This is a genomic window from Kordiimonas sp., assembly GCF_965216265.1.
GTDB lineage: Bacteria > Pseudomonadota > Alphaproteobacteria > Sphingomonadales > Kordiimonadaceae > Kordiimonas.
In genome coordinates this window covers 1,943,251-1,966,476 of the sequence record NZ_OZ244153.1, presented here as the reverse complement: position 1 = coordinate 1,966,476, position 23,226 = coordinate 1,943,251, and the positions used below count along the sequence as shown (strand labels likewise).

The window sequence follows — 23,226 nt, the reverse complement described above, 5'->3', positions numbered from 1 at the left end:
GGGTTGACCTGCCCAAGTTGCTTTGGCCGTATTGGGTCAATTTGGGTCTTTGAAATAGCAAAGGATGACGTCGGCTACGCTATAGCAAAGCCGACGTTAGAGTTTCTGGTGTATCGAGAAAAGCTTGATAGTATTTAGACGTTAATTCATTCCTTCTGGGTTTCGGCATGAATAAGGATTTCTGTGAAACCCTCATCCACAAAACCTTTGATTTCCCTTGGGTGCATCAATCGGAGTACTGCCTCAAGATGAGACCAGGGTAGCTCGATGTGGTCCAGCGGACCTTCCACCTGATAGAGACTATTGGCAGTTCGTACATTGTAGCCATCAACCTCAAGGACAGGTGACGACCGGAAGGCATCGCCAGAGCGAAAGCGCCGGAGCCTATCCTCAACAACACAACCGCATAGCAGGCGCAGGTTTTTGTGATGCTCAGGAGCGTCTGCAAAGGAAACAAGGCATGCGTCTTCGATGACGCCATCATGCGTTTTGTTCATGGCTTGCCTCCGTCAGAACCAGTTTGTGGCTTCAGAGATCAATCCTGCTAGCACGAGCAGAATGTGATAACCGCCTTTGGCAGCTTGTTCAAAGAGCCATGCAATGAACTCTTTGTGGCAGGTGGTGAGATATTCGGCGGCCACTGTCTTTAGGGGCTGTGTGTCAGCGATTTTAGGCGTAGCAGTAGCGTGAGAAGCAGTCATAGGTGCCTCCTTTGGCGGGTCGTGGATAGGGATGGTTAGTGAAGGTGGGTGGTTTTGAGCGGGTGGTGAGCCTGCTGACAAAGAACCCTGCTCACATCTTGAATGCCTTTCAGGCCATGGCTGAGCATATGATGGAGTGGACTTTGATCCTGAAAAGCGGGATTGTTCGACTTGAGCCACCGGACGGCTGAAGTGGTCGTGGTGCCCAATAGCTTCAACTGCCGATTTACTTCGATGACGCAAGCAAGGCGAAGATAGGTCTCCTTGCTCAGCTCAGTGAAAGCCCGCTGTTGCCATAACTGAAAGGTATATTCGTCTTTGAGGCCGGTCAGTGTGAATTGCTCGCTGTCAGACAATGCCCAACCGCGCATGATTGTGAAGGAAAGTTCAATGGCAAGTTTCTGATGGAAAGGGTCTGCCGGCAACAGTTTGGGGGCTGTTTGCTTTGCGTATTTCATCCGGGTCATTTCTTATTCCTTGTCTGTCGTGGCTCGTGGGTGGTTGAATTCAGCCTTCAGTAGCCGCTCGAAAGCTGAACCGTCTTTTCGGGTCAGGTTGGGGACGTAGCGGCTATAGACCTCAAACAGCATTTTGGTGTTGCTGTGGCCCATTTGGCGGGCAATCCACTCAGGGTTCTCACCAGCGGCGAGCCAGAGTGTGGCGGCGGTATGGCGTGTTTGGTAAGGGCGGCGCGAGGTTAGGTTGAGATGTCTCAACAGGGGATACCAAACACGTTGTGTGACATTTCGATTGTGGAGTGGTGTTCCCTCGCGAGTCGCAAAGACGAATCCCGAAGTGTTGGCAGTTTGCTCATATAGGGCTTGCAGGCAGTCATAGACCTGTGAACACATGTCCACTTCACGGGACGATCCATCCGTCTTCGTATCAACGAGCTTGCCCTGTACCAGCGCTTGCCGGACGAGAATTTGCCTCCTATCAAAGTCCACATACTGCCATTGCAAACCATCGATCTCACTAGAGCGTAGACCTGTAAAAAAGCGCACCGTGTAGTAAGTTCGGAAGTCGGCTCTGACTGTTTCAAGAATCGATTGAACTTCCTGCAGCGTAAAGGGGTCGACCTTTGGCTTTGTCTCCCGCAGTCGCTTGATGTTGACCCAAGGATTCTTAAAATCATGTCGGTCAGCGGCTTCCATCAGGATCATCCTGAGAGGGATCAGAATATGATTGACCCGCGATGCCGATAAAGTCTCTGATTTGTGGCCGGGCTGTTCCGCAAGATAAGCCCGGAATTTCAGGATTAGGGCTTTGTCGATTTCGTCGAGTCTTTTATCCCTGAAATAGGGGATAATGTAGCGATCCAGTGTCAGGCGGGTGACGTCCCGATATGACTGACGCCACTCGACCTCTTTTTCTGCAAACCATATATCTGCAAACTTTTCGAAGGCATAAGGTGCTGACCTTTTCTCAGCCTGCCTTTGTTGTTGAGCGGCAAATTTTGCTGCAGAGCGACCATCTGGGAAATAGTTGAGATAATTAAAGGTGCCGAGTGTCATTTCAGCTTCCATGCGTTTGAGGAGCTGTTCGGCCTTTCTTCGATTGGCCGGCGTATCTTGCACGCCTGTGTATTCTTTGTATCGGGCCCCTCGATATCTGAAATCGATATACAGGCGACCACTACGTGATCCGATCGTTGCCATGCTACACCGCCAGGCTAGAAAAGTTGGTGGGCACGCTTGGTTGGGCACACATGTCTTTCTCGATTGTTTCCCAGAGATAGAGAATCTTGCGGCCGCCAAATGGTCTGATGTAATGCACACCCTCAAGAAGAACGCTGTCCTTCAAGCGTTCACGAATGGTGCGGACGTCATACTTGATTCTGCTAGCCAATTCTTCTGTGGTTAAGTATGTTGGGCTCATCTTTTGGAACTCCCACGCTTGAAATGATGTCTGTACGCATCAAAATATGAAGCGTGTTGATGCTTGTCAACATAAAATGATGTTCAAACGCATCATTTGATGAACAAAGGTGCGCAATGATTCGGTTTCGCTTAAGGGAATTGATGGCAGACAAGGGCTTTAACGAGGATCGCAAGATCACGTTTGAGGAAGTGTCGCGTGAAACGGGGATACATCGCACCACCCTGACGAAGGTGGCGAACCAAAAAGGCTATAACGCTTCAACCGACATTATTGATAAGCTATGTAGCTACTTCCAAGTGCCTGTACAGAAGATTATTGAGCATGTTCCAGACAGGGAAGGCTAATGAGTATAGGGCTCATTTTCGTTGGGCTGGATTTATCACTTGATTAGAGACGGGTCCCAATATGGTCCCTTTTTTGGTCCCACAAAGGAAAAGGGCCTAGGAAATGCTTCCTAAGCCCTTGTAAAATTTGGTGGAGCCGAACGGGATCGAACCGTCGACCTCTACACTGCCAGTGTAGCGCTCTCCCAGCTGAGCTACGGCCCCATATCCAAAGAGGCTGCTGGAACGCGTAAGCCTCTGGAAAATCTGGCGGCGAAATATCGCCGCCGGAACGGCGCGGACTATAGGCGGAGGCCCCAGAGCGCGCAAGAAAAAATTTATACCTGTTTCGGCTTAGGCGGCGTGTGTCACGCCACCTAAAATGAAAGACCTAGGTGTCGTCATCCGACAGAGATGTATCAACGATAGCAGACACTTCGTCATCATCGTCGTCATCCAGGCTTACATCACCAAGTACATCATCGTCATCGTCATCATCGATGTCGATGTCGTCCTCGTCCTCGGTTTCCTCTTCTTCTTTTTCGACCTTTGCTTTTTCAGCAACAACGATCGGCTGCTTGGCTTTCAGAACAGGCTCTGGTGCCCACTGGTTGCCACAGTCGATACAGGTTGCCGGATCGTCTTTTTGCAGATCATAAAAGCGTGTGCCACATTTCGGGCATGTCCGCTTTGTGCCCCATTCGGGTTTCGCCACATCTCTCTCCTTGCGTTTGACCGCATTCATCAGGCCTTGCACTCATCGCACTTTTCGGCCAAGAATTCGGCGCATCCCTTGCCATGATCGGTAGCGCCTGTCAAAGCATTACTGTTCATGTTACTTCTAAAGCTGGAAATCTCCCTGTGCCAAGTCTTATTTCTTCATCTCATGCCGCTTTAACCGGAACCGCACGTGTGCCGGGCGATAAATCCATCTCGCACCGCGCCATCATGCTTTCCGCTCTCGCTGTGGGCAAAAGTGAGGTCACCGGCCTTCTGGAAGGTGAAGATGTGCTGGCGACTGCTGCCGCCATGCGGGCGATGGGTGCCCGGGTGGAACGACTCGGTGAGGGCCACTGGGTGGTGGAGGGGGTTGGTGTTGGTGGGTTGATGACACCGGACGATATTATCGACATGGGCAACTCGGGCACCAGCACGCGGCTGATTATGGGGTTGATTGCGAGCCACGGCATCACGGTTACCATGACGGGGGACGCGAGCTTGCGGGGCCGCCCCATGGGCCGGGTGATGGTGCCGCTTATGAGCGTTGGGGCAGAGTTTAAGGCGCGGGATGATAAATACCTGCCGCTGACCATGACAGGCACGATGGATGCCATGCCCACCGATTACACAACACCGATGGCAAGCGCACAGGTGAAGTCTGCCGTGTTGCTTGCAGGGCTGAATGCGCCGGGCATCACCACGGTGCGGGAGCGTGTGGCCACCCGTGATCATACCGAACGCATGCTCAAGGCGATGGGCGCAGAGGTGCATACGACGGAAGAGAACGGCCATTTTGTTGTACGCCTTAAGGGCCAGCCTGAGCTCACGCCGGTGAATTTTGAGGTGCCGGGGGATATATCTTCCAGCGCTTTCCTTCTGGTGGCGGCGAGCATCATCCCGGGCTCCGACATCACGGTTGAGAATGTGGGGATGAACCCGCTTCGCACCGGTATCTTCTATGCCCTGCAGGCGATGGGTGCGGATATCACCATTATGCATGAACGCACACTGGGCGGCGAACCTGTCGCTGACCTTAGGGTACGGGCGGCCAAGCTTAAAGGCGTGACAAGCCTGCCGGTTGACCCTTCCACCATGATTGACGAGTTTCCCGTACTTTTCTGCGCGGCGGCGGTAGCGGAAGGCACAAGCCGGTTTGAAGGGCTTGAAGAGCTTCGCGTGAAAGAATCGGACCGTTTGGCCGTGATGGCATCCGGGCTGAAGGCGTGCGGTGTTGAGCTTTCAGAATTTGAAGACGGTATCGAGATTAAAGGCCGTGGTGGCCGTGTGCCGGGCGGTGCAAAAGTTGCCACGCATCTGGACCACCGTATCGCCATGAGCTTCTCGGTCCTGGGGCAGATGGCAGAGAGCGGCATCACCATTGACGACGCCGCGCCCATTCAAACCAGCTTCCCGGTGTTTGTAGACCTGCTGAAGGGGCTTGGTGCAGGCCTTGAGCTTGAAGGTTGATTAGCCATCAGCCCTTTCAGCGAACTGGGCGAAGGTCACCACATGGCCGCCGGGTTCACGGTAGCCAATCTCCCGCGCGCCGTAAAAGGTGGTGCGCTCAGGCATGATCAGGTTGAAACCCTCAAGGGCTTCGGCGATTGCGTCCAGATCCGTCACGGTGATGTAGATAAGGGCTGGTGTGCCATCGGTCTCGTTGGGGAGCACGTCATGGTCACCTTTGATACTGGTGCGGGTCTGGTACATGAGCTGTATCTCCCCGTTTGCCAGAATAACAAAACCGAGGTGATCGCCTTCCGGCACCTCGTCAAGTTTCTCAAAACCAACACGCTCAAAAAATGCCAAACTTGGTTCAATTCGGTTCACCGGCAAAACCGGTGTCAGGCTTTTGATCATCGTTTATCTCCTCTTGTCATGACCTCAATATGTTCACTATTTGTTCTCATTTATCATGATGCAAAAAGAGAGTCGAATCCTTTTCGGCTGGCGTGCGCAGGCGCAAATTTCTATAAGGCAGAGGAAGGTAAATGAAGGTGATTCGCAGTGATTATTGCAATTGATGGCCCGGCTGCGGCGGGAAAAGGCACGCTGGCGCGCCGCCTGGCGGACGAGTTTGGTTTTGCGTATCTCGACACTGGCGGGCTTTACCGTGCAGTGGGCCTTAGCGTGTTGCGCGCGGGCGGCAACCCGGCGGATGCGGGTGCTGCAGAAGTGGCATCAGTAAACCTTGACCTTGCCCTTCTTGATGACCCGGCCCTCAGGGCTGAGGAGACGGGAACCGCGGCTTCAAAAGTTGCGGTGTTGCCGGTGGTTCGGTCTAACCTTCTGGATTTTCAGCGGAATTTCGCGTCAAACCCGCCGGGCGATGCGGCTGGCGCGGTGCTTGATGGCCGTGATATTGGCACCATCGTGTGCCCGGACGCTGATCTGAAGCTGTTTGTTACCGCGAGCGCGGAGGTGCGCGCAAAACGCCGTTTCCGTGAGCTTGAAGAACGCGGGCTTGAGCCTGAATTCCATGTTATACTCGCTGATGTTCGCGAACGGGACGAGCGGGATATGAACCGCAAGGACGCCCCGCTTCGCCCGGCTGAAGATGCCCTCTTGCTAGATACGAGCAATTTGGATATAGACGCCGTGTTTTTAAGGGCGGCGGCGCTTGTGAATAAGAACCGTACGTCCCAATAACCGATGACGCTTTACGAGAGCGGCTCCCGGACCAGGTTTCACCTTGGCGCCGTGGGGCCAGAATTTGTTGGTGTTTGAGGCTTCCGGACCACAGGAAGGCGTGGGGTGGTCCCGCGCTTGAGAAACCCGGAGGAAGACCGTCGGAGCCAACCGGCTGGCAAGAATAGATATATACTTGAAAGGAAGACATACATGTCTGAAGCGGCACAAATGCCGAGCCTTGAAGATTTTGAGGCACTGCTTAATGAAACTCTACCTTCTGAAGACGACGGTTTTGAAGGCCGCGTCGTAAAAGGCACCGTCGTTTCCATAGAAAACGATTTTGCTATTGTGGATATCGGACTCAAAGCTGAGGGCCGTGTACCACTTAAAGAATTCGCGCCTGCTGGCAAAGCGGCTGAGATTAAAGTTGGTGATACAGTTGAAGTCTTTGTTGACCGCGTAGAGAATGCGCTCGGCGAAGCCATCCTGTCCCGCGACAAAGCTCGCCGTGAAGAAGCTTGGGAGCTTCTCGAGAAAGCCTTCGAAGGCGACGCACGTGTTGACGGTGTTATCTTCGGTCGTGTTAAAGGCGGCTTTACGGTTGACCTTTCCGGCGCTGTGGCATTCCTGCCGGGCAGCCAGGTTGATATCCGTCCGATCCGTGACGTGACTCCGCTCATGAACATCGAGCAGCCATTCCAGATCCTCAAGATGGACCGCCGCCGTGGTAACATCGTGGTATCACGCCGTGCGGTTCTCGAAGAAGACCGTGCTGAACAGCGTGCTGAACTGATGGGTCAGATCAAAGAAGGCGACGCAGTTGACGGCGTGGTTAAGAACATCACCGATTACGGTGCGTTCGTTGACCTTGGCGGCATCGACGGCCTCCTGCACGTGACAGACATCAGTTGGCGCCGTGTGAACCACCCATCTGAAGTTCTCGCCATCGGTGAGACCGTGAAGGTACAGGTTGTTCGCATCAACCCAGAAACACAGCGTATCAGCCTTGGCATGAAGCAGCTTGCTGCTGATCCATGGGACGGTATCGAAGCGAAATATCCTGTCAGCGCGAAATTCTCCGGCACCGTAACAAACATCACCGATTACGGCGCGTTTGTTGAGCTCGAGAGCGGCGTTGAAGGCCTCGTGCACGTATCCGAGATGAGCTGGGTTAAGAAAAACGTACACCCTGGCAAGATCGTTTCCACCAGCCAGGAAGTTGACGTGATGGTTCTGGAAGTTGATCCAGCCAAGCGTCGTATTTCTCTCGGCCTCAAGCAGTGTGGTGAGAACCCGTGGGAAGCCTTTGCTTCCAAGTTCCCACAGAACACAGAGATCGAAGGCGAAGTCAAAAACATCACCGAATTTGGCCTGTTTATCGGCCTCGACGGCGATGTGGACGGCATGGTTCACCTGTCCGATCTCGATTGGGAACGTTCCGGCGAAGATGCGATCCAGGAGTACAAAAAAGGCGACATGGTCAAAGCTGTTGTCCTCGACGTCGACACCAAGAAAGAGCGTATCAGCCTCGGCATCAAGCAGTTGGCTGGCGATCCTTTCACCAACGTGTCTGCGAAGAAGCGTGGCGAGCAAGTGACCTGTGTTGTTAAGGTCGTGAACGAGAACGGCATCGAAGTTGAAGTTGGCGACACCGGTGTTACAGCCTTTATCCGCCGCTCGGACCTCGCCCGTGACCGTGGTGACCAGCGCCCAGAGCGTTTCGCTGAAGGCGACAAGGTTGACGCAATGGTAACCGGCATGGACAAAGGTAGCCGCAAGCTTAACCTGTCCATCAAGGCGCTTGAAGTTGCAGAAGAAAAAGCCGCTGTTGAGCAGTATGGCTCCGCCGATTCGGGCGCAAGCCTCGGCGATATTCTTGGTGCAGCTCTCGAGAAAGCCAAAGAAGACAAATAATCTGCACCAGCAGGTTAGAGATGCGAAAGGCCGTCCCAAATTGGGGCGGCCTTTTTGCTTTTCTGCATGAAAATGACACACCACGGCCATGTCTTTCCCTTAGCTTTGATAAAACTTCTGTTAAAAGCCCTTTCCTTTGAAAGGCTTATCTTGACGTGGGCGAGATCAGGTGGCACGCTTGGCTTTCTGGACACGGGTAGCTTCGTTTAGAGTGATGCTGACAAAATTGCCCCGAGGGGAGGACATCGATGATAAAGTCCGAGTTGATTGCAAAAATTTCTGAAGCCAATCCCCACCTGTATTACCGGGATGTTGAACGTATTGTTTCGAAGATTTTTGATGAAATTACCGCAGCACTCTCACGAGGAGATCGGGTTGAACTCCGCGGTTTTGGTGCTTTTTCTGTGAAAGAACGGCCTGCTCGGGTCGGGCGCAATCCGCGCACCGGTGAGAAGGTTGAGGTTGCTGAAAAACGCGTGCCTTACTTTAAAACCGGTAAAGACTTGCGAGAGCGCCTGAACAAATAAGCAAGCTGGGCATCTCTGCCCAACTCGCTGCCATTGCGCATCAGTAATTTTTGAGAGAGTGTCATGGCAAAGTCGCTCATGTTGATGATTCGCCGTCTTTTCTGGCTTTTGCTGGCGGCGGGTCTTGTCCTTTTTTCCATCAATAACCGTGCTTGGCTCCCGCTCACGTTCGAACCCTTTGGTTTCTCACTAGAGCTGCCGGTTTACGGCATTCTCTTCCTTGGCATTTTTATCGGGCTTCTTGTTGCCGCTGGTGTAACAGGGTGGCTCCGGCTGAAGGGCTTTGCCGCAAGGCGGCAGGCCGAGCGCCGCGCCGGTTATCTGGAGGATCAGGTTTCTGCCCTTTCGGAGGACGCCCACAAATCCCACGCGGACGAGGCGCACTCTAACGTGCGGGCTGCGACCGAAGCCTTGCCAAACCGGGCCAAACAGGGCTAAAGAGCGCTAATTGCTGCTAGGCAATGGTTCAGCGCCAAGAAACTACCCTATACAGAATACCACCCTATTCAGAACGAAGGACGCCCGCATGCAGCCCACATCCTCTCACCCAAAAGAGCGAATTTATTGTGCCCTTGATACGGTTGATGTGGCGGCTGCTGCAAAGCTTGCGTGCGCGCTTAAGGGAACTGTTGGTGGCATCAAGCTCGGGCTTGAGTTTTACTGTGCAAATGGCGCAGACGGATACAAACGGGTGGCGGAAGAGGGCTTACCCATCTTCCTGGACCTGAAGTTTCACGATATCCCCAATACAGTTGCCGGTGCGATCCGCGCTGTGGCGCCTCTTGGCCCGAAGCTTTTCACTATCCACACTCAGGGTGGGCCGGAGATGGTGCGCCGTGCTGCTGATGCGGCGCGCGAGGAAGCCGAACGTCATGGCCATACCAGGCCGTGGGTGATTGGCGTCAGCGTGCTGACGAGCCTTGATGGCAGTGACCTGAACGCAATTGGTGTTGGTGACGCGATACCGGATCAGGTGGCGCGCCTGGCCGCACTCGCGCAAGACTGCGGTATTGATGGCCTTGTCTGCAGCCCCAAAGAGATCACCTTGGCGCGTGCCGCCACAAACCCGGGTTTCAAGCTGATTGTGCCCGGCATTCGACCCGCTGGCGCGGCTGTGGGTGACCAGAAACGGGTGATGACCCCTCAGGATGCGGTTACCGCAGGGGCAGATATCCTCGTGATCGGTCGCCCTATCACACAAGCCGAAGACCCGGCAGCGGCAGCAACCGCGATTGCGGAAAGCCTGAACGTCTAGACCCCTAAAAGCCTAAACCCAGGAAAGGCGGCCGATGTTTGATACCTGCTACCTGCACCTCGGCGGAGAAAAAACCGGGTCCACGACTATTCAGAAGTTCCTTGCGGACAACCGTGCGGCATTCAAGAAAAATGGCTATTTTATCCCTCGCGCGCCAGGTGAGCTAAGCCACGTTCGGCTCGCGGTTTATGCGCAGCAAGATTTTGCCAATGCGGCATTTCTCACGGGCGTAGGGATAACCGATGCAAGCAAGCTGAACGCGCGGCAGGAAAAGATTGCGGCGCGCCTTAAAGCGGAGATTGAGGCAGTTAAGGCGCCAATGCATGCGCTTGTACTATCAAGCGAGCATTGTCAGTCTGAAGTGGTGACGGAGGCGTCGGTGAGGCGCTTGGCTGACCTGCTAGGGTGCTTCGCTCGCACCATTCGCATTATATTTTACGTACGTCGGCAGGATCATGTGGCGGTGAGCCATTTCTCCACAGCGCTTCGATTGGGTTTTGAGGTACCCTCGCCTGATCTAGGCGCGGACGAGCAATCCCACAGATATAACCACTTCAGGGTGGCGAAGCTTTACGCTTCAGTGTTTGGGCAGGACGCTATTGATGTTCGTCTTTTTGGTGCTGACGAATTTGAGGGTAAGGACCTGCTTGACGATTTTACATCGGCAATCAAGTTACCCGTGGCAGGAACGTGGCCTCGCGCATCGAGGGTGAACGCTTCGCTCAACCTCGATGCGCAGCGGCTTCTGCTCTTCTTGAATACGCTCGGCAATACACCGTTCTCTATGGATAGTGATAAGAGGGCTTTGCTCTTGGAGGTTTTGGAACGCGAGATGGGGGGAACCGGCATTCTGCCCGCCCGGTCGGATGCCGAGGCTTTTGTGAAGCGGTTTGACGCGAGCAACGAAGCGCTGCGCGCACGGTATTTCCCCCATCTACCGACTCCACTATTTGGCGATGATTATAGCTGCTATCCAACAAAGGTTGGCGCGGCTGTGATGAAAAGAGCGGAGGCGGTTCAAATTCTCGATCGCTTGTTGCCGGACCACCAAGCGATAATCGAGCGCCTTTAGCGTAGCTCTTTTCTGATTACGAGCTTGAGCCCGGACCAGACCTCATCCACAGCGCAGACCTTGATATCCACAAGCCCGATGGGAAGGGCTACCTCACGTACCACATCTTCGGTCATGCTGGTTGGGACTTTTGAAGCCTTTTTCGGCCATGATATCCAGATCATGCCGTCACGTTTGATGGCGGCTATCAGGTTTTCCAGGTCACGCTCAAAGTCAGTCCGTTCAATATAGAACGCGTGGATAAAGTCACTGTTTGTCGTTACCTCAACAACACCAACCGGCAACTCCCCTAGAAGGTTGCTGTAGTGCGCAGGCGCATGGACCGTCTGTATTCTATGGCCGTCTTTGATCCCCAATTTCTTGATTAGCGGCGTACCAGAGTATCCAGCCATGAACTTTTCCCCTTATTTACTGAACCCGCGTGATGACAGCGCCGTTTTTCTGCAGCAGGTCGATCACGGAATTTTCGCCAACAAGGTGCCCGGCACCAACGGCCATAAAATAGCGTCCGGGTCGGTCAAGGACCTGGGCGAGCTTGGCCGCCCAGTCCCGGTTGCGATTTGTCAGCAGATGCTCTTCAAGGCCGGGGGCTAGCGAGAGCGAATCGTTGATAATCTGGTCCAGCATCTCTGTGTTGCCATAAAGCCAGGCGCCTTGCATCTGCGCGTAATAGACATCCAGCTCGGCATTTTGCCTGAGTGTATCAACCAGCAGAGCCTTTTCCTGTGCCAGCGAGAGGGTGGAAAAAAGCGCCACCTGTTGCTCTGCCACCTCAAGGCCGTAAATCGGCTTATTCGCCGTTTCTGCTTGTGCGATGAAATATTTGTCTGCCCCGCTTGCCGGGTCATAGCCCGCTTTCACGAGGCCAATAACCGCCAGCGACATGCCCGCAAACCATGGTCGTGTTTTCTCGAAAGTGCCTGTGGGCACGTTCAGCTTCCTGCACAGGCGCTCTACGTCATTATAGACACCGTTGCCAACAAGCGACCGCAGACTTTGGCTGTCTGGCAGACGTCCGGCCTCGGTAAACAAGGGGCCAGCGCGGGATATCTGGTCACCGTCCAGCTCCACGATCAGGCCGTCTGCACCATCAAAGGCTGCTTTGGTTTCTGTCGTCAGCCAGTTGGTTTCTGTGCTGAGGACATGCAGCGTGCCAAAAATATAAACCTCGGTATCGCTGTCTGCCATGCGCCACAGGGCAGGAGCCGCAGTCGCGGAAGGTAATCCGGTCCCTACAAGCAGCAGAAAGACAGCAAAAATCCTAAGGGCGACAGGGGTTTGGCGCTTGAGTGCGCTATGCAAATATGATCTCATGCGGGCAGTTTCCCACGAGGCCATCTTTCATGCAATATCCGGCGTCAGATAAGCCCTCGAATCTGCTTGCAAACGGCGGCTTCCGGCGTTATACACCCCACTTCATCGAACCGTCCGGCTATTTTAGGGCTGCCGCGCCGGTTCAGAAAAGTCGAACTTGCAAGTAATAAGTGAGGACAAAATGCCCAAGATGAAAACGAAATCGAGCGTGAAAAAGCGCTTCAGCTTGACCGCTTCTGGTAAAGTACGTGCAAACCAGGCTGGTAAACAGCACGGTATGATCAAGCGTACCAACAAGCAAATCCGTAACCTGCGTGGCACCACTATCCTTGCAGATTGTGACGCTAACATCGTTAAGAAGTTTATGCCTTACGGCGGCTAAGCCCCGTTTAGGTCTTCAAGGTTAAGGAGAAAATACCATGGCACGTGTCACGCGCGGACTAACATCACACGCCCGTCACAAAAAGGTTCTCGAGCAAGCCAAAGGCTATCGGGGCCGTCGTAAAAACACAATCAAGGTTGCTCGCCAGGCTGTTGAAAAAGCTGGCCAGTACGCATACCGCGACCGTAAAGCACGCAAGCGCACGTTCCGCGCTCTGTGGATCCAGCGTATCAACGCCGGTTCACGCGCTCTCGGTCTGCAATATGGCCAGTTCATGCACGGCCTCAAGCTCGCTGGTGTTGAGCTTGACCGTAAAGTGCTGAGCGACCTCGCGATCACTGAACCAGCTGCATTTGAAGCGCTTGTGGAACAGGCTAAGGCCGCCCTCGCCAAGTAAGGCTGGTTTCGCGACTACATCGCGACCACAAAATAATTGGGGGCCTGGCCGTTGGCGAGGCCCCTTTTTATTTGCGCCGTGCTTATTCCCTCGACATATTCGTCGGCGCAGATAACACCTACTTAGAATATTTCGATCTGATCATCCCAAAGCGGAAGAGACATGCAGGAACAAATCTCAGCCCTCAGAGAGGACATCACAGCGCGCATCAAGGCCGCAGGCGATCTCGCCGCCCTTGAAGACATTCGTGTTGGCGCACTTGGCAAAAAAGGCAGTGTTTCAGAGCTGATGAAAGGCCTCGGCCGCATGAGCCCTGAAGAGCGCAAGGAAATGGGCCCGGCGCTCAATGGCCTGAAGACCGATGTGGCAAACGAGATTGCCAAAGCCAAAGAGGTGCTGGAAGAAGCTGCTCTTGAAGCACGCCTCAAATCCGAGAAGGTGGATATCACCCTGCCGGTGTCCAATCACCCCATGGGCAGCATTCACCCGATCAGCCAAGTGATGGACGAAATAGCAGAGATTTTTGCAGGCCTCGGGTTTGATGTTGCAGAAGGGCCGGATATCGAAAATGATTTTCATAACTTCACCGCACTCAACATCCCCGAAGAACACCCTGCCCGTCAGGACCATGACACCTTCTACCTGAAGCCTGACGCGAACGGGGAGCGCAAGGTGCTGCGCACGCACACAAGCCCCGTGCAGGTACGGACAATGCTTTCGAAAGAGCCGCCCATTCGCATTATCGCGCCGGGCCGGACGTACCGTTCTGACTGGGACGCGACACACACACCCATGTTCCACCAGCTTGAAGGCCTTGTGATCGACCGTGATACACACCTTGGCCACCTCAAGGGCACGCTTGAGGCTTTCCTCAAAGCGTTTTTTGAGGTGGATGCGGTAACGCTTCGCCTCAGGCCCAGCTATTTCCCGTTCACCGAACCTTCAATGGAAGTGGATGTGCAGTGCAGCTTTGAAGGTGGCACGCTCAAGATTGGTGATGGTAACGACTGGCTTGAGATTCTCGGCTCCGGCATGGTTCACCCCAAAGTGCTGACCGCCTGTAACCTTGATCCGAACGTTTATCAGGGTTTTGCTTTTGGTGTGGGCATCGACCGTCTTGCTATGCTGAAATACGGCATCAATGACCTGCGTGCTGTGTTCGACAGCGACCTCAGGTGGCTCAAACACTATGGTTTCCGGGCACTGGACTTGCCGACGATCGCTGGAGGGCTCAGCCGATGAAATTCACCCTAAGCTGGCTCAAGGACTATCTGGATACAGACGCAAGCCTTGAGGAAATCCTCGCGAAACTGAATGCTATCGGCCTTGAGGTTGAGGGTGTTGAAAACCCGGCTGACGCGCTGGCACCTTTCACCATCGCGCAGGTTGTCTCGGCTGAAAAACACCCGGATGCTGACAAGCTGAAGGTTTGCAAGGTATCGGACGGCAAGACCGAGATGCAGATCGTTTGCGGCGCACCCAACGCGCGCACCGGCATTAAAGTTGTGCTGGGGCAGCCGGGCGACTATGTGCCCGGGCTTGATGTCACGCTCAAGAAAGCAAAGATCCGCGGCGTCGAATCGTCCGGTATGATGTGTTCATATCGTGAGCTTGAGCTTGGTGATGACCATGACGGCATTATTGAGCTTGCGGAGGACGCTCCTGTGGGTATGTCTTTTGTTGAGTATGCGAAGCTTGATGAACCCGTGATTGATATCGCCATCACACCTAACCGGCAGGACTGCCTGGGAGTTTACGGTGTAGCGCGTGACCTTGCGGCGGCAGGCGTTGGTACGCTCAAGCACCCGTCTGACGAGAAGGTACAGGGCTCGTTTAAAAGCGATATTTCGGTCTCTATCGACCTGCCCGCGGGTCAAGAGGCTGCGTGCCCGCATTTTGTGGGCCGTCGTTTCAAGGGCGTGAAAAACGGCCCGAGTCCCAAATGGATGCAGGACCGCCTTAAGGCGATTGGCCTGCGCCCTATCTCGGCGCTCGTTGATATTACCAATTATGTTTCTTATGACCTTGGGCGCCCGCTTCATGTGTATGACGCGACGAAACTCAACGGAAATCTGAAGGCTCGTCTGGCAGAAAAAGGCGAAAGCTTCCTCGCGCTTGACGGCAAAACCCACACCTGCAATGGCGGTGAGACTGTGATTGCGGATGATAAAGCCGTACTCGGTTTTGGTGGTGTGATTGGCGGCGAAGACACAGGCTGTGATGAAAACACTACGGACCTTGTGCTTGAGGCTGCGCTGTTTGACCCTATCTCAACCGCGATGACGGGCCGCACACACGGTATCAACACCGATGCGCGCTACCGTTTTGAGCGCGGCGTGGATAGCCAGTTTGTCCGTCAGGGCGTTGAGATTGCGACCAGCCTGATTCTCGACCTTTGTGGTGGGGAGACAAGCGAACCGTTTGAAGCGGGCGCTGTGCCGACATGGGACCGCACTGTGCCGTTCCGTTCCGAGCGGGTGAAAACACTGGGTGGTGTTGATCTGCGCGCGGAAACCAGCCTTGCCATTCTCGCAAAACTTGGTTTCACCGTTGTGGGAGACGACCCCTACACGGTGCATGTGCCTTCATGGCGTGTGGATGTGGAAGGCGAAGCCGATATTGTTGAAGAAGTGCTGCGTATTCACGGGTACGACAATATCCCGAGCGTGCAGCTCCCGGCCACCAACCATAAGGCGGGCACCACGCTAAGCCCACGCCAGAAACAAAGCCGCGCTGCAAAACGCGGGCTTGCGGCGGCTGGCATGTGTGAGGCTGTTACCTGGTCGTTTATGAAGCGTGAGGACGCGGTGTTGTTTGGTGGTGGTGACGAGACGCTTGTGGTTGATAACCCGATCTCAAGCGAGCTGGACTGCATGCGCCCCACGATCCTCGCGAACCTGATTTCTGCGGCGGGTCGCAACGCTGACCGGGGTGCCTCAAGCATCGCGCTTTTTGAAGTGGGCGGTATTTACCGCAATGACACGGAAAAAGGCCAGCTTCTGACCGCAACCGGTATTCGGTCAGGTGATGCAACGCCACGGCACTGGGAAAAGCAGAGCCGGAAGGTAAGTGTGTTTGACGCCAAGCGTGATGCCCTGACAGCGCTTGAAGCTGTGGGTGCGCCTGTGGCCAACCTACAGGCTTTTGACGAAGCGCCGGATTATTATCATCCAGGTCGCTCGGGCACACTGCGCCTTGGCCCCAAGAATATTCTGGCAAGCTTTGGCGAGTTGCACCCGCGTATCCTCAAGGCGCTGGATGTGGACGGCCCTGTGGTTGGTTTTGAAGTGTTCCTTGATAATGTGCCTTCTGGGCGCAAGTCGGGTGCTGCGAAAGGCGCGCTGGAGGTTTCCAACCTTCAGGCGGTGGAGCGGGATTTTGCCTTTCTCATCTCCAGGGATGCAAAAGCAGGAGATCTGATCCGTGCAATCAAGGGGGCTGATAAGGTGCATATCACTGATGTGCAGATCTTTGATCTTTATGAAGGCAAGGGTGTGCCGGAAGATCAGCGCTCTGTAGCCGTGTCGGTTCTACTTGAGCCAAAGGGTGAAACCTTTGCTGACAAGGACATTGAAGCCATCGGGGCCAAGGTGTGTGCGGCGGCTGAAAAGGCGGTCGGAGCCACACTTCGAGGCTGATATGAGCCAATTTTACTAAAATTTTAATCGATCATGCTTGCAAAATGTTCCTGATCGGTTTTCATATCTAAGAGAGAAGAAGCAGGGCACGATGGGGCGTTGTCCTGTTTTCATTGCGTGGGTGTGAACATTGGCTGCTAAGCAGAAACCAAAAAAAGGTGCAGACGTACCGCTGAAATTGCGCTTGAAGGCCTGGTGGGAAGGCTATGATACGGAAGATATCAAAAAGCGTATAAGTAGTCGTCAACCGGAAGACGAAGCGAAGGCACCAGCGAAAGCTGACATCGCGCCGCCTAAAGCTGTGTCTGCGGAAAATCTTGACCCGTGGGACACGGCTACTGTTGATATTGCCCAATATATCTGGGGCAAGGGCTTCTGTGGTCCTGGCGGCCCGGATTATATCGTATCCCTTTCCAAGCTTCTGGCGCTCAGCCCTGAAATGTCCATGCTGCAGATTGGCGCAGGCCTTGGCGGCCCCGCGCGCGTTCTGGTGGACCGTTTTGGTGTCTGGATCACCGGCTTTGAAGAATCGCAGATGCTGGTGGACAAGGGGCGCAAGCTCTCGAAAATGTCCGGGCTCGAGAAAAAAGCGCAGCTTGAGCAATATAACCCTGAAGAATTTGATGGTTTCGACCGCAAGTATGACCGTGCCCTTTCCAAAGAGGCGCTCTACACCATCGAAGACAAAAATTCGATGATTGCGAAGATCGAAGACAAGCTCAAGCCGGGTGGCTTGTTCTTGCTGACCGAATATGTGATCTCGAGCGATTCTGTGGTCGGTAAAGATCGTTACAAGGAGTGGGTTGTTGGCGAACGGCATCATCCTTATCCGGTGCTGTCGGATGATCTGGTAGAGATGCTCAAGAAAAACCGCCTGCAAGTGCGTGTATCTGAAGATATCAGCATGCAATATGTGGATATGATCAACAAAGCATGGGCCGGTGCCGATGAAGTGGCCGCTGCGCTTGCGAAACGCGACGACGGCACCATGATGATCCAGACACTGATGCGCGAAGCCGAGTTCTGGACCCGCCGCAAAAAGATGCTGGAAACCGGCGATCTCAAGCTGTGGCGGATTGTGTGTAACAAAAAATCTGGCGGCCCGTCGATGATGTCCGACTGGTAATCAGGCGCCTGACCTCACAGTAGAATCACGAAAATGACATCGTTGCCATAGTAGAACTTGCAACGATTGCCATCTGCCGTCATGATCCCCTCGGTTAACTGGCTCAGTTAATTGGAGGGAGTAAAGGTCATGAGCGAAGATTTAACGTTTCCGGTGCCGCAAACGGCACTTGAAGGCACCCACTGCACCAATGAAAAATACCAGGAGATGTACGAGCGTTCGCTTGTCGACCCGGAAGGTTTCTGGCGTGAAGAAGGTAAGCGCATCGATTGGATCACTCCCTACACCAGAATCAAAAACACAAGTTTTGAGGATGATGTTTCTATTCGCTGGTTTGAGGACGGCACACTCAATGCGTCGGTCAACTGTATCGACCGGCACTTGCCTGAGCGCGCGGATGATGTGGCCATCATTTGGGAAGGTGACGACCCGGCGGACCATAAGCACATCACCTATGCTGAGCTTCACCGTGAAGTTTGCCGTTTTGCGAATGTGCTGAAGGCACGCGGCGCCAGGAAGGGTGACCGTGTCACCATCTATATGCCGATGATCCCTGAGGCCGTCTACGCCATGCTGGCGTGTGCGCGCATTGGCGCAGTGCATTCTGTCGTGTTTGGTGGTTTCTCGCCGGATGCACTGGCGGGCCGTATACTGGACTGTGCGTCAACCCTTGTGATCACCGCAGACGAAGGTTTGCGCGGCACAAAAAAGATACCGCTTAAGGTGAATGTTGATGCGGCGCTTGAGAAGTGCCCCGATGTTACGAGCGTTGTGGTGGTGCGTCGCACGGGCACTGATACTGGCTGGGTTGAAGGGCGCGACATTTGGTACCATGAGGCTGTGGCAGATGTTTCCAGCGACTGTGCGCCGGAGGAAATGAAGGCGGAAGATCCGCTCTTCATTCTCTATACCAGCGGCTCAACCGGCTCTCCCAAAGGGGTACTCCATACCACAGGCGGGTATATGGTGTGGGCATCAATGACCCATGAATATGCGTTTGATTATAAAAGGGGCGAGATTTACTGGTGCACGGCAGATGTGGGCTGGGTCACTGGCCACAGCTATATCGTCTATGGGCCGCTCGCAAATGGCGCGACGACGCTTGTTTTTGAGGGTGTGCCGACTTACCCGGACGCCGGACGCTTCTGGCAGGTCTGTGACAAGCACAAGGTCAACATTTTTTATACAGCACCGACGGCGATCCGGGCGCTTCAGCGCCTTGGCGACGATCATGTGAAAAAACATGACCGTTCCTCCATTCGCTTACTCGGTAGTGTAGGCGAACCCATTAATCCCGAAGCCTGGTTATGGTATCACCGCGTGGTGGGCGATGAGCGCTGCCCGGTTGTTGATACATGGTGGCAGACAGAAACCGGCGGTATCATGATTTCGCCACTGCCGGGCGCAACCGCCATGAAACCGGGCTCAGCAACCCGTCCATTTTTTGGTGTGCAGCCCGCGCTTGTGGACCAGGCAGGGGGATTTCTTGACGGTGCCACGTCCGGCAATCTGGTGATCAAGGACAGTTGGCCGGGGCAGGCTCGGACGATTTATGGCGACCATAAAAGGTTCATCCAAACCTATTTTTCAACCTATAAAGGCCTCTATTTTACCGGTGATGGCTGCCGGCGGGACGACGATGGCTATTATTGGATAACCGGCCGGGTTGATGACGTGATCAATGTGTCGGGGCACCGGATCGGTACGGCCGAAATCGAATCGGCCCTTGTGGCGCATACAGGGGTATCTGAGGCAGCTGTTGTTGGTTTCCCACATGACATCAAGGGGCAAGGCATTTACGCCTATGTGACACCCCCTGAAGATACGGTGCCGAGTGACGAGCTGCGCAATGAGTTGGTTGCTTTTGTGCGCAAGGAAATTGGCCCGGTGGCAACGCCTGATCATATCCAGTTTGCGCCGGCTCTGCCGAAAACGCGCTCAGGCAAGATCATGCGACGTATTCTACGTAAGATTGCGGGCAATGACTTCAGCAATCTGGGGGATACATCGACCCTTGCAGATCCAGGCGTGGTGGACGATCTCATTGAGAACAGGCTGAATCGCTAGCTGGCTTAAGGTGAGTTTAAAGGGCGCTTGAGCGCCCTTTTTCTATCAACTAGTGCTGCATGGGCTTTTGTTCAGGGTCTACCTGGGCGGATATGGCATCAATCAGCATGTCATACTTGATTGGTTTACCCACAAAACCATTGATGCCGGCCTCCCGTGCCATTTGCTGGGTTTCAGGCGAGGTGCTTGCTGTCAGTGCGATCACCGGGGTTTCCTTTGCCAGGCCAAGGCTGGTTTTGCGTCGGTTGAACTCAAAACCGTCCATATCCGGCAGGTTGATATCAAGGAGAATCACACCAAAGGTGTCATGCTGCAGTTTTTCGAGCGCTGACTGTCCGTCACCTGCAAAATAGAGCTGGGTAATGCCTGCTTTCAGAAGCATGCGGCGAACGATCTCCTGGTTCAGCTCAATATCCTCAATGCACAGGATCTTGATGTTTTTGAGGCCTATGGGGGTGGTATATGCTCCGCCACTACGGGTGGGCATTTTTGCTGGCGTGTCTGTTGAGACATGCAGAGGCAGGCGGAACCAGAAGCGGCTACCAGCCCCGACCGTGCTTTCGACCCCGATTTCACCATCAAGCGCTTCAACGATCTTGCGTGAAAAGGCGAGCCCGATGCCCGAGCCTTCCACGTCGCTTTGCTCCGCACCAAGGCGGGTGAAGGGCTCCCACAGCTTGTCCATATCCTCCTCCGCGATACCACGCCCGCTGTCCACAACGCTGAAAAGCACATATTTGGCTTCAAGGGCAACTCTCACCGTGACTGTGCCTCCCCGGTGGTTATATTTCACCGCATTTGACAGCAGGTTGAGAAGCACTTGCCGCAGCCTCGTGACGTCTGTCCATATCAGAGGAAGCTCCTCAAAAGCTGTGCCCTGGTAGTCGATTGTTACATGGCGGTCCCGTGCCAGAGCGTCCACCATCTTGATCGAAGCGTTCACAATCTCGCCCATGTGGGTCCGGCCATAATTGAAAGACAGCGCCCCAAGGTCGAGCTTGGCGAACTCAAGCACTTCGTCCACAAGGGCAAGCAGATGCTCACCGCTCGTCAATATATGACTGATTTGTTCTTTGTGCTCAGCGTTTGCCTGTACGCTCTTTTCGTCCAGCAGCAATTGTGAAAAGCCGATAACTGCGTTGAGGGGCGTCCGCAGTTCATGGCTCATTGAGGACAGAAAGATCATCTTGGCCTGATTGGCCTGTTCCGCCTGATCAAGCGCTTTAAGAACCTCAAGCTCTTGTGCGTGCCGCGTGCGGCGGTTCCGATGCTGCACATAGGAAAGAAGCAGGATCAGCAAAATGGTGCAGGCCGCAAAAGACCGCATGGTAGCGACGCTTGTCTCCAGCACCCCGTAGGCTTCCATGCTCGCCATCTCGGTGGCGATCCCAAAGCCGAGCTCACTGTCCCAAACCCAGGTGCCAATAACATTCTGGCCATAATAGTTTCTGTAGGGCGTCAGGCTGGTGCCCTTATCCCCTTTAATCGCGCTGGCTGCCATCAGTGTTGGTGGTTTGGCCGCCATATTGACCTCACTTGATCCGTCAAACGCATTAAATCCAGGGTCCCGCACCAGTATATTCAGTGTGCTGGTCTCGTTAGGCCCTAGAAGCCCCAGAAACCTGAGCCTGTCCAAAGCGCGGCTTTCGCTCAGCATGGTGCCTGTTTTATCAAAGGCATAAGTTTCACCGGTCTGGCCGGTCTGACCACGTTCAAAAATCGGCGAAAATTCACTTAAGGGGTTCATGCGTAGCGTGAACACGGCAATCACATCGCCCTGCCGGTTACGAATAGGCGCAAGGGAGAACATGGTGGGCGCAGCCCTGGAGACCACACCGCTGGCCCCAACCACAGGAACATCGGTTTGCAGCGGCGGCGTGATGGTCGGTGTACCGTTCACGGCGGTCGCAAACACCTCCGGTGCGTGAACGGCGATCAGGTTGGTGTCACCCACATTGCTGTCCCGCATGGAAGCGATGCTGGTGCCGTCCGGGGTAATGACAAAAAATCCGAGATAGCCATAGTTGGTCAGGATGCGTGAAACATGTGCACGAAGATCAGCAAGGGCGGACGCCTGCAGGAGCGCTTCGGTGCCCTCGATCGTCAAAAGCGACTCGGTCGCTTCGAGGATCTCTATGTTCTGGGAAATCGATGAGATATGCGCTGTATGAGTTTTATGCCAGGTATGCGCCGCCGTTTGGCTTTCGTTCAGAGTATTCTCAAGCGCGCCCTGAACCTGATCCTGAAGAACGTTGGTTAGGTTGTTTTCCTGCCATACCGCAAAAGCCGCGATGAGAACTGCAAGTATGAGCGGGGGCAGTATGGATCGCCAGGTACGCTTGGTCATAAAAGCTCTTATTATTTCCACGCCGACACTCAACTATATCGCAAATAAGATGAAAGTATAGATTGTCCTTATACGTTACGGCATCTAGGGCGGTTCGGTAGCGTTTCATGAGGGCTTCGGGGCGGTTATTGATGCCAGAAATGTTATCGGGCGTGAGCTTTAACTCGCACACATTCCCGCTATCTTATGCTCGGCTTAAGCTTTTTCTTAAACTCAGGGATGCTCGACTATGATCACGCTCTATACGGCTGCGACACCAAACGGCTACAAAGCCTCAATCCTGCTTGAGGAACTGGGCGTGCTCTATGAACTCAAGGTTTTGAGCTTAAGCGACGGTGATCAGAAGAAAGACGGGTATCTGACGATCAACCCGAACGGACGCATCCCCGCTATTGTGGATCACGAAAACGACGATTTTGCCGTGTTCGAATCAGGTGCAATCATGGTTTATCTGGCGGAAAAATATGGCAAGCTGCTGCCAAGTGATGTCAAAGGCCGTTCGGTTGTCATGCAGTGGCTGATGTTTCAGATGGGGGGTGTGGGGCCGATGCAGGGTCAGGCCAATGTGTTTTACCGGTACTTTCCGGAGAAAATTCCTGCGGTGATTGAACGGTATCAGAACGAAACACGCAGGCTCTATGGTGTGCTCGATAAGCGACTCCAAAACAGCCCATATCTAGCAGGGGATGAATACAGCATTGCGGACATTGCCAACTGGTGTTGGGTGCGTGCCCATGCCTGGGCGGGGGTGGAGCTTGATGGTCTTGATGCGCTGAAAGCATGGCTTGATAAAATTGGTGAACGAGATGCAGTGAAGGCGGGTTTGAATAAACCGCCACGGCCAGACCTGGGCCAGAAGGATGCGAGTGAGAAGTTTGTCAAAGCCGCACAGCAGATGCTGCAGCGGTAGAAACGGTATTATGAGGGATAA

25 protein-coding genes and 1 tRNA gene are annotated in these 23,226 nt (G+C 54.1%); 15 read left to right on the top strand and 11 right to left on the bottom strand.

Going from position 1 to position 23,226, the window contains the following annotated elements:
• Window positions 1-146: 146 nt before the first annotated feature.
• From ACOOGA_RS08980 to ACOOGA_RS08960, 5 genes are read right to left on the bottom strand one after another with little or no spacing between them, the layout of a single operon-like run.
• Entirely contained in the window at window positions 147-497 is a 351-nt protein-coding gene (locus ACOOGA_RS08980; protein ID WP_420430549.1) for a hypothetical protein, read from the bottom strand.
• A gap of 12 nt (window positions 498-509) precedes the next feature.
• Window positions 510-701: a hypothetical protein gene (locus tag ACOOGA_RS08975; RefSeq protein ID WP_420430547.1), complete on the bottom strand. Its 192-nt coding sequence runs from the start codon at window positions 699-701 to the stop codon at window positions 510-512.
• 35 nt (window positions 702-736) lie between these two features.
• Complete coding sequence (locus tag ACOOGA_RS08970; RefSeq protein ID WP_380084282.1) at window positions 737-1,168, bottom strand: antitoxin Xre/MbcA/ParS toxin-binding domain-containing protein; 432 nt, start codon at window positions 1,166-1,168, stop codon at window positions 737-739.
• A gap of 3 nt (window positions 1,169-1,171) precedes the next feature.
• On the bottom strand, window positions 1,172-2,359 hold the full coding sequence (locus ACOOGA_RS08965; RefSeq protein ID WP_068147122.1) for a tyrosine-type recombinase/integrase: 1,188 nt from the start codon (window positions 2,357-2,359) through the stop codon (window positions 1,172-1,174).
• A gap of 1 nt (window position 2,360) precedes the next feature.
• Window positions 2,361-2,579 (bottom strand): hypothetical protein, encoded by a 219-nt coding sequence (locus ACOOGA_RS08960; protein ID WP_068147118.1) that lies wholly within the window; start codon window positions 2,577-2,579, stop codon window positions 2,361-2,363.
• 116 nt (window positions 2,580-2,695) lie between these two features.
• Here ACOOGA_RS08960 and ACOOGA_RS08955 point away from each other — a divergent pair, with 116 nt between their 5' ends.
• Entirely contained in the window at window positions 2,696-2,926 is a 231-nt protein-coding gene (locus tag ACOOGA_RS08955) for a helix-turn-helix domain-containing protein (protein WP_068147117.1), read from the top strand.
• Between the two features lie 128 nt (window positions 2,927-3,054).
• Here the strand turns inward: ACOOGA_RS08955 and ACOOGA_RS08950 are convergent.
• Both ACOOGA_RS08950 and ACOOGA_RS08945 read right to left on the bottom strand, forming a co-directional pair.
• Window positions 3,055-3,130, bottom strand: a tRNA-Ala gene (locus ACOOGA_RS08950).
• Window positions 3,131-3,296: 166 nt separating this feature from the next.
• Window positions 3,297-3,620 (bottom strand): TIGR02300 family protein, encoded by a 324-nt coding sequence (locus tag ACOOGA_RS08945; protein WP_417462708.1) that lies wholly within the window; start codon window positions 3,618-3,620, stop codon window positions 3,297-3,299.
• A 146-nt stretch (window positions 3,621-3,766) separates the two neighbouring features.
• Here ACOOGA_RS08945 and aroA point away from each other — a divergent pair, with 146 nt between their 5' ends.
• Window positions 3,767-5,092, top strand: a complete 1,326-nt coding sequence (aroA, locus tag ACOOGA_RS08940; protein WP_417462709.1) for a 3-phosphoshikimate 1-carboxyvinyltransferase — start codon at window positions 3,767-3,769, stop codon at window positions 5,090-5,092.
• Here aroA and ACOOGA_RS08935 read toward each other — a convergent pair whose 3' ends face one another.
• Window positions 5,093-5,485, bottom strand: coding sequence for a VOC family protein (locus ACOOGA_RS08935; RefSeq protein WP_417462710.1), 393 nt, complete (start codon window positions 5,483-5,485; stop codon window positions 5,093-5,095). It lies immediately after the preceding gene.
• Between the two features lie 147 nt (window positions 5,486-5,632).
• On the opposite strand from ACOOGA_RS08935, the gene cmk reads away from it, so the two are divergent.
• The 6 genes from cmk (at window position 5,633) to ACOOGA_RS08905 (ending at window position 11,024) form a co-directional block, all read left to right on the top strand.
• Window positions 5,633-6,274, top strand: coding sequence for a (d)CMP kinase (gene cmk, locus ACOOGA_RS08930; RefSeq protein WP_417462711.1), 642 nt, complete (start codon window positions 5,633-5,635; stop codon window positions 6,272-6,274).
• 192 nt (window positions 6,275-6,466) lie between these two features.
• The gene (gene rpsA, locus ACOOGA_RS08925; protein ID WP_417462712.1) at window positions 6,467-8,170 is read left to right on the top strand and encodes a 30S ribosomal protein S1; all 1,704 of its coding nucleotides are present in this window, start codon (window positions 6,467-6,469) and stop codon (window positions 8,168-8,170) included.
• A 248-nt stretch (window positions 8,171-8,418) separates the two neighbouring features.
• Entirely contained in the window at window positions 8,419-8,697 is a 279-nt protein-coding gene (locus ACOOGA_RS08920) for an integration host factor subunit beta (RefSeq protein WP_417456502.1), read from the top strand.
• Window positions 8,698-8,760: 63 nt separating this feature from the next.
• Window positions 8,761-9,135, top strand: coding sequence for a hypothetical protein (locus ACOOGA_RS08915; protein ID WP_417462713.1), 375 nt, complete (start codon window positions 8,761-8,763; stop codon window positions 9,133-9,135).
• 88 nt (window positions 9,136-9,223) lie between these two features.
• Window positions 9,224-9,952 (top strand): orotidine-5'-phosphate decarboxylase, encoded by a 729-nt coding sequence (gene pyrF / locus ACOOGA_RS08910; protein WP_417462714.1) that lies wholly within the window; start codon window positions 9,224-9,226, stop codon window positions 9,950-9,952.
• A 34-nt stretch (window positions 9,953-9,986) separates the two neighbouring features.
• On the top strand, window positions 9,987-11,024 hold the full coding sequence (locus ACOOGA_RS08905) for a hypothetical protein (RefSeq protein WP_417462715.1): 1,038 nt from the start codon (window positions 9,987-9,989) through the stop codon (window positions 11,022-11,024).
• On the opposite strand, the gene ACOOGA_RS08900 is transcribed toward ACOOGA_RS08905, so the two are convergent.
• Both ACOOGA_RS08900 and ACOOGA_RS08895 read right to left on the bottom strand, forming a co-directional pair.
• A complete protein-coding gene (locus tag ACOOGA_RS08900) occupies window positions 11,021-11,416 on the bottom strand; it encodes a DUF3052 domain-containing protein (protein WP_417462716.1) in 396 nt (131 codons plus the stop codon). The two genes, ACOOGA_RS08905 and ACOOGA_RS08900, sit on opposite strands and share 4 nt — an antisense overlap.
• A 16-nt stretch (window positions 11,417-11,432) precedes the next feature.
• Window positions 11,433-12,338 carry a TraB/GumN family protein gene (locus ACOOGA_RS08895; RefSeq protein WP_417462717.1) on the bottom strand — a complete coding sequence of 302 codons (906 nt, stop codon included), beginning with the start codon at window positions 12,336-12,338 and terminating at the stop codon, window positions 11,433-11,435.
• A gap of 181 nt (window positions 12,339-12,519) precedes the next feature.
• On the opposite strand from ACOOGA_RS08895, the gene rpmI reads away from it, so the two are divergent.
• From rpmI to acs, 6 genes are all read left to right on the top strand, one after another.
• Window positions 12,520-12,720, top strand: a complete 201-nt coding sequence (rpmI, locus tag ACOOGA_RS08890) for a 50S ribosomal protein L35 (RefSeq protein ID WP_417462718.1) — start codon at window positions 12,520-12,522, stop codon at window positions 12,718-12,720.
• A 37-nt stretch (window positions 12,721-12,757) separates the two neighbouring features.
• Window positions 12,758-13,117, top strand: coding sequence for a 50S ribosomal protein L20 (rplT, locus tag ACOOGA_RS08885; protein WP_262692603.1), 360 nt, complete (start codon window positions 12,758-12,760; stop codon window positions 13,115-13,117).
• A gap of 162 nt (window positions 13,118-13,279) precedes the next feature.
• Window positions 13,280-14,359: a phenylalanine--tRNA ligase subunit alpha gene (pheS, locus tag ACOOGA_RS08880; protein WP_417462719.1), complete on the top strand. Its 1,080-nt coding sequence runs from the start codon at window positions 13,280-13,282 to the stop codon at window positions 14,357-14,359.
• Complete coding sequence (pheT, locus tag ACOOGA_RS08875) at window positions 14,356-16,755, top strand: phenylalanine--tRNA ligase subunit beta (protein ID WP_417462720.1); 2,400 nt, start codon at window positions 14,356-14,358, stop codon at window positions 16,753-16,755. Before pheS ends, pheT begins: the two co-directional genes overlap by 4 nt.
• 130 nt (window positions 16,756-16,885) lie before the next feature.
• Window positions 16,886-17,881: a class I SAM-dependent methyltransferase gene (locus tag ACOOGA_RS08870; protein WP_417462721.1), complete on the top strand. Its 996-nt coding sequence runs from the start codon at window positions 16,886-16,888 to the stop codon at window positions 17,879-17,881.
• A gap of 129 nt (window positions 17,882-18,010) precedes the next feature.
• Window positions 18,011-19,948: an acetate--CoA ligase gene (gene acs / locus ACOOGA_RS08865; protein ID WP_417462722.1), complete on the top strand. Its 1,938-nt coding sequence runs from the start codon at window positions 18,011-18,013 to the stop codon at window positions 19,946-19,948.
• A gap of 49 nt (window positions 19,949-19,997) precedes the next feature.
• Here the strand turns inward: acs and ACOOGA_RS08860 are convergent, their stop codons facing one another.
• Window positions 19,998-22,295 (bottom strand): ATP-binding protein, encoded by a 2,298-nt coding sequence (locus tag ACOOGA_RS08860; RefSeq protein WP_417462723.1) that lies wholly within the window; start codon window positions 22,293-22,295, stop codon window positions 19,998-20,000.
• Window positions 22,296-22,524: 229 nt separating this feature from the next.
• Between ACOOGA_RS08860 and ACOOGA_RS08855 the strand changes: the two genes are divergently transcribed.
• Window positions 22,525-23,205 carry a glutathione S-transferase family protein gene (locus tag ACOOGA_RS08855; RefSeq protein WP_417462724.1) on the top strand — a complete coding sequence of 227 codons (681 nt, stop codon included), beginning with the start codon at window positions 22,525-22,527 and terminating at the stop codon, window positions 23,203-23,205.
• The last annotated feature ends 21 nt before the right edge of the window (window positions 23,206-23,226 follow it).

Bases quoted from the DNA above. Each gene is read 5' to 3' on its own strand.
- ACOOGA_RS08915 (WP_417462713.1), top strand. From the start codon at position 8,761: ATGGCAAAGTCGCTCATGTTGATGATTCGCCGTCTTTTCTGGCTTTTG.
- ACOOGA_RS08895 (WP_417462717.1), bottom strand. From the start codon at position 12,338: ATGAGATCATATTTGCATAGCGCACTCAAGCGCCAAACCCCTGTCGCC.
- acs (WP_417462722.1), top strand. From the start codon at position 18,011: ATGAGCGAAGATTTAACGTTTCCGGTGCCGCAAACGGCACTTGAAGGC.
- rplT (WP_262692603.1), top strand. From the start codon at position 12,758: ATGGCACGTGTCACGCGCGGACTAACATCACACGCCCGTCACAAAAAG.
- ACOOGA_RS08970 (WP_380084282.1), bottom strand. From the start codon at position 1,168: ATGACCCGGATGAAATACGCAAAGCAAACAGCCCCCAAACTGTTGCCG.
- pheS (WP_417462719.1), top strand. From the start codon at position 13,280: ATGCAGGAACAAATCTCAGCCCTCAGAGAGGACATCACAGCGCGCATC.
- ACOOGA_RS08900 (WP_417462716.1), bottom strand. From the start codon at position 11,416: ATGGCTGGATACTCTGGTACGCCGCTAATCAAGAAATTGGGGATCAAA.
- ACOOGA_RS08920 (WP_417456502.1), top strand. From the start codon at position 8,419: ATGATAAAGTCCGAGTTGATTGCAAAAATTTCTGAAGCCAATCCCCAC.
- pheT (WP_417462720.1), top strand. From the start codon at position 14,356: ATGAAATTCACCCTAAGCTGGCTCAAGGACTATCTGGATACAGACGCA.
- ACOOGA_RS08860 (WP_417462723.1), bottom strand. From the start codon at position 22,295: ATGACCAAGCGTACCTGGCGATCCATACTGCCCCCGCTCATACTTGCA.
- ACOOGA_RS08855 (WP_417462724.1), top strand. From the start codon at position 22,525: ATGATCACGCTCTATACGGCTGCGACACCAAACGGCTACAAAGCCTCA.
- ACOOGA_RS08935 (WP_417462710.1), bottom strand. From the start codon at position 5,485: ATGATCAAAAGCCTGACACCGGTTTTGCCGGTGAACCGAATTGAACCA.
- ACOOGA_RS08965 (WP_068147122.1), bottom strand. From the start codon at position 2,359: ATGGCAACGATCGGATCACGTAGTGGTCGCCTGTATATCGATTTCAGA.
- ACOOGA_RS08905 (WP_417462715.1), top strand. From the start codon at position 9,987: ATGTTTGATACCTGCTACCTGCACCTCGGCGGAGAAAAAACCGGGTCC.
- pyrF (WP_417462714.1), top strand. From the start codon at position 9,224: ATGCAGCCCACATCCTCTCACCCAAAAGAGCGAATTTATTGTGCCCTT.
- rpmI (WP_417462718.1), top strand. From the start codon at position 12,520: ATGCCCAAGATGAAAACGAAATCGAGCGTGAAAAAGCGCTTCAGCTTG.
- rpsA (WP_417462712.1), top strand. From the start codon at position 6,467: ATGTCTGAAGCGGCACAAATGCCGAGCCTTGAAGATTTTGAGGCACTG.
- ACOOGA_RS08960 (WP_068147118.1), bottom strand. From the start codon at position 2,579: ATGAGCCCAACATACTTAACCACAGAAGAATTGGCTAGCAGAATCAAG.
- ACOOGA_RS08955 (WP_068147117.1), top strand. From the start codon at position 2,696: ATGATTCGGTTTCGCTTAAGGGAATTGATGGCAGACAAGGGCTTTAAC.
- ACOOGA_RS08980 (WP_420430549.1), bottom strand. From the start codon at position 497: ATGAACAAAACGCATGATGGCGTCATCGAAGACGCATGCCTTGTTTCC.
- ACOOGA_RS08975 (WP_420430547.1), bottom strand. From the start codon at position 701: ATGACTGCTTCTCACGCTACTGCTACGCCTAAAATCGCTGACACACAG.